Annotated in this window: 14 protein-coding genes; 7 read left to right on the forward strand and 7 right to left on the reverse strand. The window is 59.0% G+C overall.

Annotated features, from left to right (window positions below):
- Nucleotides 1-15 precede the first annotated feature (15 nt).
- The 7 genes from FHU41_RS02520 (at nt 16) to pdxS (ending at nt 5972) form a co-directional block, all read left to right on the forward strand.
- Entirely contained in the window at nt 16-708 is a 693-nt protein-coding gene (locus tag FHU41_RS02520) for a FadR/GntR family transcriptional regulator (RefSeq protein ID WP_343046226.1), read from the forward strand.
- Nucleotides 709-811: 103 nt separating this feature from the next.
- Nucleotides 812-2821: a threonine--tRNA ligase gene (gene thrS / locus FHU41_RS02525; RefSeq protein ID WP_179388068.1), complete on the forward strand. Its 2010-nt coding sequence runs from the start codon at nt 812-814 to the stop codon at nt 2819-2821.
- On the forward strand, nt 2818-3381 hold the full coding sequence (locus FHU41_RS02530) for an HIT family protein (protein WP_179388069.1): 564 nt from the start codon (nt 2818-2820) through the stop codon (nt 3379-3381). The genes thrS and FHU41_RS02530 overlap by 4 nt, the downstream gene beginning before the upstream one ends.
- Complete coding sequence (gene pgsA / locus FHU41_RS02535; RefSeq protein ID WP_179388070.1) at nt 3371-3991, forward strand: phosphatidylinositol phosphate synthase; 621 nt, start codon at nt 3371-3373, stop codon at nt 3989-3991. The genes FHU41_RS02530 and pgsA overlap by 11 nt, the downstream gene beginning before the upstream one ends.
- Nucleotides 3992-4258: 267 nt before the next feature.
- Complete coding sequence (locus FHU41_RS02540; protein WP_179388071.1) at nt 4259-4474, forward strand: helix-turn-helix domain-containing protein; 216 nt, start codon at nt 4259-4261, stop codon at nt 4472-4474.
- Entirely contained in the window at nt 4467-4925 is a 459-nt protein-coding gene (locus FHU41_RS02545) for a Clp protease N-terminal domain-containing protein (RefSeq protein WP_179388072.1), read from the forward strand. The genes FHU41_RS02540 and FHU41_RS02545 overlap by 8 nt, the downstream gene beginning before the upstream one ends.
- A gap of 138 nt (nt 4926-5063) precedes the next feature.
- Entirely contained in the window at nt 5064-5972 is a 909-nt protein-coding gene (gene pdxS / locus FHU41_RS02550) for a pyridoxal 5'-phosphate synthase lyase subunit PdxS (RefSeq protein WP_179388073.1), read from the forward strand.
- A 496-nt stretch (nt 5973-6468) separates the two neighbouring features.
- Here the strand turns inward: pdxS and FHU41_RS02555 are convergent, their stop codons facing one another.
- The 7 genes from FHU41_RS02555 to FHU41_RS02585 all read right to left on the reverse strand — a co-directional run bounded on the left by FHU41_RS02555 (nt 6469) and on the right by FHU41_RS02585 (nt 13588).
- Nucleotides 6469-6687 carry a hypothetical protein gene (locus tag FHU41_RS02555; protein WP_179388074.1) on the reverse strand — a complete coding sequence of 73 codons (219 nt, stop codon included), beginning with the start codon at nt 6685-6687 and terminating at the stop codon, nt 6469-6471.
- 57 nt (nt 6688-6744) lie between these two features.
- On the reverse strand, nt 6745-7218 hold the full coding sequence (locus tag FHU41_RS02560; RefSeq protein ID WP_179388075.1) for a hypothetical protein: 474 nt from the start codon (nt 7216-7218) through the stop codon (nt 6745-6747).
- A gap of 124 nt (nt 7219-7342) precedes the next feature.
- Nucleotides 7343-7981 carry a hypothetical protein gene (locus FHU41_RS02565; RefSeq protein ID WP_179388076.1) on the reverse strand — a complete coding sequence of 213 codons (639 nt, stop codon included), beginning with the start codon at nt 7979-7981 and terminating at the stop codon, nt 7343-7345.
- Complete coding sequence (locus FHU41_RS02570; RefSeq protein WP_179388077.1) at nt 7978-10182, reverse strand: alpha/beta hydrolase; 2205 nt, start codon at nt 10180-10182, stop codon at nt 7978-7980. Before FHU41_RS02570 ends, FHU41_RS02565 begins: the two co-directional genes overlap by 4 nt.
- 21 nt (nt 10183-10203) lie before the next feature.
- Nucleotides 10204-10509 carry a hypothetical protein gene (locus tag FHU41_RS02575; protein ID WP_179388078.1) on the reverse strand — a complete coding sequence of 102 codons (306 nt, stop codon included), beginning with the start codon at nt 10507-10509 and terminating at the stop codon, nt 10204-10206.
- Nucleotides 10510-10859: 350 nt separating this feature from the next.
- On the reverse strand, nt 10860-11405 hold the full coding sequence (locus FHU41_RS02580) for a GNAT family N-acetyltransferase (RefSeq protein ID WP_179388079.1): 546 nt from the start codon (nt 11403-11405) through the stop codon (nt 10860-10862).
- Nucleotides 11406-11542: 137 nt separating this feature from the next.
- On the reverse strand, nt 11543-13588 hold the full coding sequence (locus FHU41_RS02585; protein WP_179388080.1) for a M3 family metallopeptidase: 2046 nt from the start codon (nt 13586-13588) through the stop codon (nt 11543-11545).
- Between the last annotated feature and the right edge of the window lie 173 nt (nt 13589-13761).

Here is a 13761-nt window from a genome sequence, read left to right on the forward strand (position 1 = left end):
ACTTTAGGGGTGAAAGTGACACCGAGTCATCATCGGGATTTCGTGGACCGGTTCGGTCAGGAGATTGCCGACGGCGTGCTGCTCGCCGGGCAGGTGGTGCGTACCGAGGAGCTGCAGGAGCGCTTCGGCGCTACCCGTTCGGTGGCGCGCGAGGGGATCAGGGTGGTGCAAGCTCTGGGCATGGTATCGGTAACCCGAAACGTGGGGGTCCGGGTGGAAGCCGCTGGACATTGGAATGTCTTCGACCGTCGACTGATCCATTGGCGGCTGAACGGCCCGCAGCGCGCCCAACAGCTGCTGTCGATCACCGAACTTCGACTCGGGGTGGAGCCACTCGCCGCCAAGCTGGCAGCACAACGGATTGAGGTGAGCCGGGGCAGCGAGCTGATGCGACTGGCGGGAGCGCTGGTGGCGGCCGGGAATGCGGGCGATCTGGAGAGCTTCTTGCTAGCCGATATGAAATACCACGCACTCATTCTGCGAGCTTCGGGAAACGAGATGTTCGCGCATTTGCACGAGGCGGTGGGGGAGGTGCTTCGTGGCCGGACCGAGCACGGGCTAATGCCCGAACGGCCTGATAGTCAAGCCCGACATTGGCACTTGGGCGTGGCGGATGCCATCCAGCGCGGGAACCAGGATCAAGCCGAAGAGCAGATGCGTCGGATCGTGCTGCTGGCCGATCAGGAAATGCGAGCCCAACTCGGCTGAGCGGGAAGTGACTTTGCCTCCGCCGAGCCGATACCATCGATGAAGGCTGCCGTGGTCCCCGTATGCCATGGCCCTGAAGCCGTAACGCGCCTGGGAGGCATCCTTGTCTGAACTCATCAATCTCACCGTCGACGGCGAAGCCACCGAAGTGGCGGCCGGTACCACCGCGGCCGAGCTATACCGCGAAAACCGGGCGATCGTCGTCGTCCGCGTTGATGGGGAACTGAAGGATCTTCACCAGCCCTTGACCGCGGGCTCAGTGCTGGAGGCCGTCACGATCGATTCGCCGGATGGGCTCAATGTGCTGCGGCATTCCGCTGCCCATGTGATGGCGCAGGCGGTGCAGCAGCTTCGCCAGGACGCCAAGCTGGGCATTGGGCCGCATATCACCGATGGCTTCTATTTCGACTTCGACGTGGAGCAGCCCTTCACCCCCGAAGACCTTAAGCAACTTGAGAAGATGATGCTCAAGATCGTCAACGCGAATCAGCGCTTCGCACGCCGGGTGGTGACCGAAACCGAAGCCATTGAGGCTATGCGGGACGAGCCGTACAAACTCGAATTGATCGGCCTGAAGGGTAATGGCGCGGAAGCAGCCGAAGGCGCTGCTCAGGAGGTGGGTGCCGGTGAGCTGACCATTTACGAGAATCTCGATAAGGACGGCAACGTGGTCTGGAAGGACCTGTGCCGTGGACCGCACCTGCCAAACACCAAGCTGATTTCCAATGCCTATGCTTTGACCCGTAGCGCGGCTGCCTACTGGCGGGGCGATCAGGCCAATAAGCAGTTGCAACGCATCTACGGAACCGCTTGGCCTACCAAAGACGCGCTCAAGGCCTATCAGGAGCGGATCGCCGAGGCCGAGCGACGCGACCACCGCAAACTCGGTACCGAGCTGGACCTGTTCTCGTTCCCCGATGAACTGGGTTCGGGGCTGCCGGTCTTCCATCCCAAGGGCGGCATTATCCGCAAGGAGATGGAGGACTACTCGCGAGCCCGGCATATTGAAGCTGGCTATGACTTCGTTTACACACCGCACATCACCAAGGGGCACCTTTACGAGGTTTCCGGTCACCTGGACTGGTACCGGGATGGCATGTTCCCGGCCATGCATGTCGATGAGGAACTGAACGAGGACGGCACGGTGCGCAAACCGGGCCAGGAGTACTACCTCAAGCCGATGAACTGCCCGATGCACAACCTGATCTTCCGCTCACGAGGCCGTTCCTACCGCGAACTGCCGCTGCGACTCTTTGAATTCGGCTCGGTCTACCGCTACGAGAAGTCCGGAGTGATTCATGGACTGACCCGGGTTCGTGGGATGACTCAGGATGATGCTCATATCTACTGCACTCGCGAGCAGATGAAGGATGAGCTGACCTCAACCCTGAACTTCGTGCTCGGCCTGCTCAAGGACTACGGCCTAGAGGACTTCTACCTCGAACTTTCCACCAAGGATCCGGAGAAGTACGTCGGCTCGGACGAGGCTTGGGAGGAAGCAACCCGGACCCTGGCTGAGGTCGCCGAGAGCTCCGGCCTGGAGCTGGTCCCGGATCCGGGTGGCGCGGCCTTCTACGGCCCGAAGATCTCCGTCCAAGCCCGTGATGCCATCGGCCGAACCTGGCAGATGTCCACAATCCAGCTGGACTTCAACCTGCCGGAACGCTTTGAGCTGGAGTATCAGGCAGCCGACGGCTCGCGGCAGCGTCCGGTCATGATTCACCGTGCTCTCTTTGGCTCGGTGGAGCGATTCCTGGCCGTGCTGACCGAGCACTATGCCGGTGCTTTCCCGGCTTGGCTCGCCCCCGTTCAGGTGGTGGGTATCCCCGTGGCGGAAGCTTTTGATGAGTACATTATTGAGGTGGTCGCCCGGCTCAAGAAGGCGGGTATTCGGGCCGAGGCCGATCTCTCCACCGATCGCTTCCCGAAGAAGATTCGCACCGCTAGCAAGGATAAGATCCCGTTCGTTTTGATTGCAGGCGGAGAGGATGCCGAGGCTGGGGCAGTTTCCTTCCGGTTCAGGGACGGTAGCCAGGACAATGGCGTACCGGTGGATGAGGCCGTGGAGCGAATCATTCGGCTAGTGCGGGAACGCAGCGACGGCTTGCAATGAGCGAACTGACGGACGATTTTGAGCTGGCAGGCGTGCCGGACGCCTTCCAGCGGCTCTGGACTCCGCATCGACTGGCTTACATCAAAGGCGGCCAAGCACAGTTCAATCAGGGCGAGGAAGATTGCCCGTTCTGCTTAGTGCCGAAGCGCAGCGATGAGGAGTCCCTTATTGTGCACCGAGGCGAGCATTGCTATGTAGTGCTGAACTTGTTTCCTTACAACCCTGGTCATCTTTTGGTCTGTCCCTACCGGCATCTGCCGGATTACACGGATCTAAGCCTTGAGGAAACAGCGGAGTTCTCTGCCCTGTCGCAGACCGCCATGACCGTCCTGCGCCGGGTTTCGAACCCCTCTGGCTTCAACCTCGGTATGAATCAGGGCGTGACCGGCGGCGCCGGAGTTGCCGGGCACCTGCATCAGCATGTGGTGCCGCGTTGGGGTGGGGATGGAAATTTCCTGCCGATCATCGCGCAGACCAAGGCGATCACCCAAACCCTGGGTGAGGTCCGCGAACAAGTGGCCCAAGCCTGGGCGGAGCAGCCGGACCGAGATGCTGAATAAATACGCGCGCGGGCTTTTTGCCGCCATTTTCAAACCGCTGGCGCAGCTTTTGGTGCGTTGGGGGGTCTCGCCGGATCTGGTGACATTGGTAGGCACCCTCGGGGTGGTGGCGGGTGCGCTGATTTGGTACCCCCTGGGGCAGCTCTTCTGGGGAACGGTGGTCATTACCATCTTTGTGTTCTCCGATATTGTCGACGGCCTGATGGCTCGGCAGATGCAGCGCAAGGGCCCCTGGGGAGCTTTTGTTGACTCCAGCCTGGATCGCCTAGGGGATAGCAGTGTCTTCGTCGGCTTGGTGATCTGGTTCTTCTTGGGCGGCAATAACCCGGCTATCGCCATTTTGGCCCTCAGCTGCCTGGTGCTGAGTTCCCTAGTGTCCTACAGCAAGGCCCGCGCCGAGGGCCTTGGGTTGACCGCCAATGTCGGTATTGCCGAGCGTTCCGAACGGTTAGTAGTTGTACTGGTGGCTACCGGCCTGGTTGGGCTGGGGATTCCCTCTGTCGTGCTGTTAATCGTGCTGGTGTTGCTCGCGATCGCCAGCATCGTAACCATCGTTCAGCGCGTACTGGTGGTGCGGAATCAGGCTCTGGCGGTGGAGGGCCAGGAATAAGCTGCTGCTTCGCTCTTGGCTGTGCTGCAAGGCGGCGGACCCTCTCATAGGCATTCAGTTCCTCGAGGTGGCGTTGCGTCGCCGGCGAAGACGCCCCGTTCGACCACAATGACTCAAATGTTTTGCACGGCTAGCTCAGCTGCAAGAGCCAGGCTGACCGGAGCGGCACCAACAGTCGTCACCTCCCCATTATTTGTTCTAGCCACGCAAGGGTCATGGTGTCAGTTTGGCTTGACATTTTCAAGGTGTCAAGCCAAACTGACAACTATGGAATCGTGGGACCTGGAACATTTACAGGCGGCAGACCCCGCCAGTGGTCTTCGTGCCGTGGGGGCATTGCATCGTCTCGCCGAGCGAGTTGAGGCGGTACATGTTCTTGGTGCACGCGAGGCAGGCTGGTCGTGGGAGCAAATCGGTGAAGCCCTGGGCGTCACGCGTCAGTCGGTGCACGCAAAATACGGAAAGCGAGAAGGCAATGTTTGAGAGGTTTGCACGCTCGGCCAGAACAGCGGTGGAGGATGCCCGGTTCGAGGCGAGTCGACGTGGTGACCGAAGGATTGGGACCGATCACCTATTAATCGCCCTGTTACGAGACGAGACGCTTGCCCAGCTCATCGGCGTCGATGCTACGGCAGCTCGGCAGGCCGCCGATCAGCTCGACCGTACAGCACTCGCCGCGATTGGGCTCGCGGTCGGAGAATTTGAGTCCAACGGGGGAGCCGTGCTCAACAGTCGCGTTCCGCTCATGACCGTGAGTGCTAAAACGGTGATCAAACTGGCGCTGAGCAAAGCGGTGGCCGAGAAAGCACGAATCATTAGCTCACGGCACCTAATGCTGGCGCTGTTAGACCGGAGCGAACCCGATCCGGCGGCGAGCTTACTCGCGGCGCTACCCATCGACCCGGTAGCGATACGAGGGCGACTGGCTGCCTAGGCTGTGGTCAGGAGCAGGCCACAGAAATTCCTGTGGCCCTTAACTAATCTGAGGACCCCGAAAACCCTCGGTTTCGCTCGCTGAGATGATTAGGATCATTGCTGTTATTGAGTTTTCGTAGCACCTCGAGGAGCCAAAATGTCCGAAACCACTGAACAATCCGGAAACCTGACCGGCAGCAGCCGGGTTAAGCGCGGAATGGCCGAAATGCTCAAGGGTGGGGTCATCATGGACGTGGTCACCGCCGAGCAGGCTCGGATTGCGGAGGACGCCGGAGCCGTTGCCGTGATGGCGCTCGAACGCGTTCCCGCCGATATCCGCGCTCAAGGCGGAGTGTCTCGGATGAGCGATCCGGATATGATCGACAGCATCATCTCCTCGGTCTCCATTCCGGTGATGGCTAAGGCTCGGATCGGACACTTCGTAGAAGCACAGGTCTTGCAGTCGCTGGGCGTCGATTACATCGATGAATCCGAGGTGCTAACCCCGGCCGATTACACCAATCACATCGATAAGTGGAAGTTCACCGTACCTTTCGTCTGTGGTGCCACCAATCTTGGCGAAGCGCTGCGCCGCATCAACGAAGGCGCCGCGATGATCCGCTCCAAGGGTGAAGCCGGTACCGGCGACGTTTCCAATGCCACCACGCACATGCGCCAGATCCGTGCCGAAATTAAGCGTCTTGGTTCGATGGCCGAGGACGAGCTTTATGTCGCCGCCAAGGAACTGCAAGCCCCGTTCGAACTGGTCAAGGAAATCGCCGAGCGCGGTTCGCTGCCCGTGGTGCTGTTCACCGCTGGCGGCATCGCCACCCCGGCCGACGCTGCCATGATGATGCAGCTTGGTGCGGACGGCGTGTTTGTTGGCTCCGGGATCTTCAAGTCCGGCAATCCGGCCGAGCGCGCTGCCGCCATCGTCAAGGCCACCACCTTCCACGATGACCCTGACGTTATCGCTCAGGTCTCTCGCGGACTGGGCGAGGCCATGGTCGGCATTAACGTCGAAGAAATTCCGGAACCGCACCGCTTGGCTGAGCGCGGCTGGTAAAGGTCTTCTGGCTTGCGCTGCCACAGATTTGGTGATGCGTGGCTGGACTATCACGGGTGTCTAAGGTGAGTATCCACACCCTGATTTGAGCATAAGGAATGGCCGACGAGTCAACGACTCGTCGGCCATTTTGCCGTGAGCCGCCTGGTTATCCGACTCAGCTAGCTTGACTGCATCATCGAAGTCGGCGGACTCACTGGTTACTCGCTCCGTGGTTTCCCGATCAAGCAAGCGAGCAGCCCGAACCACAAAAGCGTTCTAGCAAACTCGCCTAAATATTGTGCTTTAGGATCTGGTGATTGCGAAGAGGGGTATCTTTGCTCGCCCACACTACTATGTGAACCTGCGCTTGAAATCGCTAAGCTCTTCGTGGCCGACCTCGGAAACAGGCTTCATCGCTATGTCCTCCTAGCTAAGCGCACCCCTTTGAGCCCAGCTCGGCGGCCACAACGAACCCTGGATGCCAGGGTGGTAGCTGCGCGGGATGGCTAGCCTGCTAGGCTTTCCAGATCGCTGGCCGTTGCTGTGCTCCGTAGGTGAACTGGGCATACTCGGATTCGAACGCTTTCCAGGAAGAATCCGTCACATAACCGGAAGCGACTAAGGACTGGATCTGACGCTGCAACTCAGAAAGCTTCCCTTCCAAATCAGCCGGCCCGTTATCCAACTGGGTACCGGCGGCAACGAGCTCGCCATAAAACTTTTGACCGGCCAACTAACAACACATCTTTCACATCAATCGCTGTTTACCAAATAAAATCGAACAACTGATCTAAGGCGCTGTGTCTGTCGGGGCATGCCGCTCTGTGGCAGCCGGGTCGAGGGTGCACTCACTCTCGACGCTAATACTGCTGCCGTCCTCGGCGGGTGTGAATTGGACTTCGGCACCGACAGGACTAGTAGCGTTCAGCTGCCGCCCTGTGGTGTTGGCTCCCATGTCTGGGAAGTACAACCCAATGGTGTAATCCAGAGACTCCCAGTGCGCTTTCATGGTGGCAATCGCTTTGTCGGAATCGATAACTGGTCCACCTTCAAGGTAAATCGAAAATTTTGTTCCCTTGTGGTCACCGACCGCACAAGAATCAACCAGGATTACTTTCGGTTTGGTTCGGTTCCAGGTGGGGAATTTCGTCCCGGAGTGTTTCACAACGTCATCAATGGTGTCGTAGAAATCCTTCTCAACCACTTTGGCGGGGCGAGTGCCGTTGAAGGGGCGGGTGGGGTCGGTGCCTCCATTGCTTTCCACGGGGTCTCCATTTGGGGAAGAGGGAAAGATTGCGCATCCGGTCAACATCACCAGCGCGATGCAACTAGCAAAGACGAAGAAGCCCCTTGGGAAGCTTTTCGATTCGAGCCTGAACATGTCCGATTTACGTGGAGGGAGGGTCGGACAGGAAGGGGCGGTCCTTTGCAGATGGGTCGAGGGTGCATTCGCTCTCTGCATAAATGAGAGTGCCGTTGCCGGAAGCCGGCACGAATTGGATTTGGGCTCCTGCCGGGCTGGTGGCGTTGAGTTCCCGACCCGTGGTGTTGCCTCCCATATCGTGAAAGTAGGTTCCGATGGAGTAGTCGAGGGATTCCCAATGGGCTTTCATCGTCTCGATGGCTTTGTCTGAATCGGTAACAGGCCCGCCTTCCAGCGAGACCGAGTAGGAGGTGCCTTCGTGGTCGTCCACGACACAGTAATCCACGCTAAGCCCAGGCGGATTGGCTCGGTTCCAGGTGGGGAATTTCGCCCCGGAGTGTTTGACGACATCTTCGACGGTGTCGTAAATGTCTTGTTTGACGACTTTGGCGGGGCGGGTGCCGTTGAAGGGGCGTGCTGGGTCAGTGCTTCCATTACTAGGCACGGGGTCTCCATTCGGGGAAGTGGGAAAGATTGCGCATCCGGTCAACATCACCAGCGCGATGCAACTAGCAAGGACGAGGGATGCGACTTTTTTGTGACGTGTGGCGGGCATGGTGATCACTTTAGGTTGTTCGGCGTCCAGGTGTTCTGCTTTGCTCATCGTCCTCGGTAGCCTCCGTTATCTGGTGGGGCTGTACTGGGGTTAGGTTCCCCGAGCGGGCCGCTATCCCAGTCGGAGGGTTGCCAGCCATTCGGATGGGTTTTGTCGTGGAACTTTGTGTCATCGTAAGAGCCATCGGGATTCTTATCCAGCGGTGCCAGTGCCTGGATTTTCTCTCCTTGCTCGGTGGTGATTAGTGAGATGTTGTGATTCGACTCAGTATCGATGTTGAGGTATCCGTCCCCTGATGAGGCGTACAGGATGCTCCGATGGTCGCCGCGACCGTTGGCATCGTGACCATCGACGTGGTTGTAGATTTTGTGGTTCTGGTCGTAGCCGCCTTCGGAAGAGAAGTTATGTCCGCCGAACCGGTCCCAGGTCGGATCCTCTCGTGGTACCAGGTCAGCGGGGTTGCCGAGGACTGAGTTGTTGATCGGGGATGAAAATAGCAGTTCTGCGGGGAGTGCTCCTTGGGAGAGGGCAATGCCGGTCGGGGCGATGAGATCACTGCTGGAGTGGGTTTCGTAGACTGCGGGTTGGCCGTCTGTGCCGTGGTTGACGTGCATGGCTGCGGCGTTGGGGACTCGGTCGGGGTCGATTCCGGCGGAGCCGAAGAATGCCACGGTATCTACCGGATACTTTGTGTGGGTCAGGGCTATGGAGCTGGTGGTGGTGCCGTAGGAGTGAGCGGCCACGTTGATCGTGTATCCGTTACCGGGTCCGCGGGTGTCTTGGAAACCATCGAGGGCGACCTGAAGCTTATCGGCTCCCTTGACCGCCGCATCTGTGAAGAGAACACCCCAACTGGCCGGTGGTGCCGGTGGAGTGTCGTACCCAATCCACGCCACCACGGCATTCTTCCCGTCCTTGTGAAGCCGTTTGAACTCCTCGGTCTGGTTCTTGTAGAGGTCTTGGGCGGAGTCGGCCCAGGATTCCATGCCGTCGGAGACGGTGGTGTTCATGCCGGGGACGTTCCAGGTCACGTTCCCGGCTGTGTCCAGGTTCCCGATGGCCAGGGCGGCGAGGGGTTTGCCGTTGTTCGGGTCGAAGGAAATGATCGACCGATCCGGGTTTCTCTTACCGTTGTCAAGGACAAGTTTGTCCTCGATGACGTTCAGTGCTGTGAGGGTGTTTTTGTTGGTGGTGGGGTCGTCTTTGAGTTCTTTCATGAGGGCGTCGTTGGCTTTGCTACGGGTGGTGTAGGGGATGCCGTTGAGGTTGCCGATGATGCCGGGGACGGCTCCCATGAGGGCGAGTTGAATTGTTTTGTTGAGGTTTTGCCACCATTTCTTTGCACTGGGTACGTCTTCGCCGGGGAGGGCGGGGAGTGGGTTGCGGGTTTGTTCTGGTTTCCACAACTTGTAGAGGACGAGTTGTTCTGGGGTGAGTTTGGCTAACTGTTCCAGGTAGTCGTTCCGGGCCGAGTTGTTACCGGTGTTGATTTTGCTGTGTAGGGTGTCAAATTTTTTCAGGTCCGGGTCTTTACCCGGATTCAGCAACGCGGTGAGGGCGCCTGCGCCGACCGGGATGGTTGGATCGATCCCTGAGTCGTGGGTGACTGCGGCGAGGTCGAGGGGTTGCAGGTTTTTCGCGCATGTATTTCCGGCGTCTTGGTGGGCTTGGTGGAGTTCGTCTGCTTGGCGGGACAGGTCATCGAGGTGTTGTTGGGCTTGATTCAACAGGGCTTGGCCACGCTGCCTATCCGCTTCCCGGGCTTGGTCTTCAAGCAACCCCGCCAACCCCGCATCAGTAGAAGCTGGGAACGGGGAAGCCGGTGCGTTCTGGGTGTTCTGGGTAAAGGGTGATTGGAGGGTGGGGGTGGGTATTCCGCCACCGGAGGCTGCCATGAGTGCGAGGGCTTGTTGGCGATCTTCATCGGCCTGGATGGCTTGGGTGAGGAGTCGGTCGGCGTCGGCTTGAAACTGGGTGAGTTGACCACCCCAGGTGAAGAACACGTCAGCGTTAGTTTGTGCTCTGTCGGCGATGGCACCGGCTAGGGCTGCGTTTCGGTTCAGGAGGGTTCGGATAGCGGTGACTGCTTGACCGGTACCGGTGATCCCGGAAGAGGCCAGTCCGGAACGGACCTCGTTGAGAATGTTGTAGTTATCCTGCCACGTCCTCGCAGCAGCCTGGACATCATCGATACTGCCAGGACAAGGATCAGAACCACCCAACAGCGACCAATCACCAGGCCTGACCATGGCGTCCTCCTTGAACGTTCTTCACACTGAGTTCCCGAACTTCCCGGCCAGGGCTTTATCGACCTGAATGAACTCGGTCCCGGCATGGGCGACTTGCTTCCCGGCAGAGGTCAACGCGGCAATAAACGCGGCCGCACCCTTCGACCATGACGGGGCAAGGACAACGATCTGGTGTTCCAGGCCGGAAGCACCGAGATCGCCATCCCTCAAAGGTTTCGTGTCCTGAACCTTCGAACCAGCAGCAGCAAGGGCCTTAGCAGCAGCAATAAAAGCCTGCACATCAACCCTCAAACCCACCACCAAAACACCATCCTCCAAATCATCCAAAACAAGTTAATAACTTAAATAGCTTTAAACGGATTAGTAAACAAGGTCTTCGAACTTAATCTTCAGCACACGTCGCGGGGAGGACTGAATTGGGCAGCGACGTCGCCCCGGTGTGTCTGGATTCTCCCGCGTCTCAAGAGCTCACGAATCAGTACATGGGGAGCCTTAGCCGGCTCAATCAACGTCGAGCGTCTCGGATTCATCGGCACCTGGTCAATGAATATGGATCATTTTTGCTGTCCATTATTTAGGACTTGATGAGCCAATCGCCGGCGGTCCTGAGTGCGAGTCCGCTCAGAATGCCACACCGGCTCGCCGAACGCGGCTGGTAAAGCCCGCAAGAAGCAGAATTAAAGCTGTAACCAGTACGTTCGTCCTCGGCCGATCAGCTCGAAGCCATGTGCGCGGTAGAGCCGCTCACCGGCCGGGGTCGAGTTCAGTACGAGCTGTTGCGCCCCCTGCTGCCCGGCACGCTGGGCCAAGGAGCGCAACAGCCTGCCGCCTAGTCCCTGGCGTTGATACTCGGGCAGTACCAACAGATCGAAGATACCTGCCAACGGCGCAGTCGCAGTTGCAGTTGCAGCGGGGAGAAAGACTCTACCCCGGCCTAGCCACTGACCATTCTGTGTCGCTTCCGCCTGCCAGCAACCCTCGGGTAAGCCAGCCGCTTGCTCGGTAGAAAATCCATCGCTCGTCTCGGCAGCCGGGAACCCGGATAATGGTGCGGCCATCCACCAAGGCTGCCAGCCGACGTCGAACCCTAGCTTGAGGGCCTCGGTGGCCCGGACCGCCGCATTGGACCAGATCCCCGCCGTGGCAGCTCCCAAGCGGACGGCCTCGGCAAGTGCCGGTCGTAGACCAACGGGCTCCAGCGACTCCGGGAATAGCGCCAGCATGGAGCGCTCTTCAGGGTCCCAAGCCCAGCTAATTCGGTGAGTTTTGAAGACCCGGCCACCCCGAGCTAAGGCAAGTTGTCGGAGCCATTCGGCTTGAACGTTTTGACAGTCTTTAATACCGGCTAGCACAGCGTTACTTACCGCAAGCCACGACGGCTCAATAGCGGATCGATGCTGGCATCGCGGCCCCGGAAATTACGGAAAGCCTGCAAGGGATCGATCCGATTGCCAGCCGAGAGTAACTCAGCGCGGAAATGGTCGCCATTGTCCCGGCTCAGCCCGCCATTTTCCTCGAACCATTCAACCGTCTCCGCGTCTAGAACCTCGGACCAGATATAAGAGTAGTACCCGGCCGAGTATCCACCCGCAAAAATATGGTTGAAATAGCTAGTCCGGTATCGGGGTGGCAGCAGGGCCAGCTCGACGCCGGCCTTCCGCAGCGCCGCTGCCTCAAATTCAAGCGGATCACCGGGATCTTCTCCTGCGGCGAGCTGATGCCAAGCCTGATCAAGCAGTGCCGCGCCGAGGTATTCGGTGGTGGCAAAACCTTCGCCCCAGAGTTTGGCGGCTTCCAGCTTCTCCAGCACCTCCTGGGGGAGCGGTTCATTGCTCTCGTAGTGTCGGGCGTAATTGGCAATCACCTCGGGCCAGAGGATCCACATTTCATTGACCTGCGAAGGATATTCGACGAAATCCCTGGGCACCGAGGTGCCGGAGAAACGCGGATAGTGCACCTGGGAGAACAAACCGTGCAGGGCATGGCCAAACTCGTGGAAACACGTCACCACTTCGTCATAGCTGAGCAGGGTGGGTTCACCGGCCGGTGGCTTAGAGATATTCAGATTGTTGACCACCACTGATTGCCAGCCGGTGAGCCCCGATTGCTCGACGAGCGGGTTCATCCAGGCTCCGCCGTTCTTGCTGTCCCGGGTGTAGTAATCACCAAGGAACAAACCGAGCCCGCTGCCGTCCTCGTTCTTGACCTCCCAGATACGAACCTCGGGATGGTAGCCCTGCAGGTCCTTGCGTTCGATAAAGCTCAGGCCATAGAGCTTGTTAGCGGCGTAGAACACGCCGTCCTGCAGCACCCGATCCAGCTCAAAATACGGTTTGAGTGCGGCCAGGTCCACGTCGTAGCGGGCCTTGCGTACTTTCTCCGAATAGTAGGACCAGTCCCAAGGCTCAATGGAATGTCCGGCGGTCTCCGCGAGTGCCTCCGCCTCGGCCTGAGCGTTGCGCACGGCCGCTGGCGCGAGCTGGGAGAGCAACGAATTAATGGCTCCGAGTGAGGGAGCGGTTTGATCGGAGGTCTCATAATCGGCATGTGAGGCGAAACCGAGGAGCTGTGCCCGCTCGGCGCGTAGCTTGGCCATCTTGGCGGCTGCCTCCAGGGTCCGGACATCGCCGATACCCTGACCGCGATTGACCGAGGCTTCAAAGAGTCGACGACGCAAATCTCGATTGTGGAGCGATTCGAGTGCTGGCTGCGCGCTGGGCTGGATCAGAGTGAGCAGATGCTTTCCAGGCTGCCCCGCTTGCTCCGCCGCCACGGCAGCCGCAGCGAGCTGATGCGCTGACAAGCCCTCAAGTTGCTCCGGATCCTCCACCAAAACCGCTGCTGAATTCAGATTAGCCAGGCTGTCCTGACTGAACTGGGTGCTGAGTTCGGAAAGCGTTGAGTTGATCTCGCGCAGCCTTTGCTTGGCCGCTTCCCCCAGGGTGGCTCCAACCCGCTTGAACTCCGCTAGATATTCGCTCACCAGGCGTTGAGATTCCTGGTTCAACCCGGAGAGATCGATGGCGGCGAAGCGGGCAAAGAGCTTGCTGTCCAATTGGATGGAATCCATATGTGCGCTGAGCTGAGGTGCCACCGAACTCTCGATGGCCTGGATCTCCGGGCTGCTATCCGCCGAGGAGATATTGAAGAACACCAGGGCGACATGCCTTAGCAGGGCGCCCGAGCGTTCCATCGCCTCGGCGGTGTTCTGGAAATCAGCGGCTTCTGGATTGTCACGGATCGCTGCTATCTCGGCAAGATGAACCGTGAAAGCCTGCTCGAAGGCCGGAAGGTAATGCTCGGTCCGAATAGCGGAGAACTCCGGTAGACGATAGGGCAATGAGCTCGGTACGAGCAAGGGATTTTCCGGCGTTTCCTGGGAAATTTGCTGCGGGGCAATCGACATACGTTGACTCTTTCATGCCGGATAGAGCGGCACAACTCCGGGGGACTAAGGACTTCCACGGTTCAAGGATGGAAGGGAATCCCGAAGTAAAAAACGCCTGAGCCCTATCGGAACCTGAAGGCCCTCTGCAACACTGGTGTCCTGGGGGACATCACCGGAAACTACGGTTTCCG

The sequence above is a fragment of the Psychromicrobium silvestre genome (assembly GCF_013408295.1).
Lineage (GTDB): Bacteria > Actinomycetota > Actinomycetes > Actinomycetales > Micrococcaceae > Renibacterium > Renibacterium silvestre.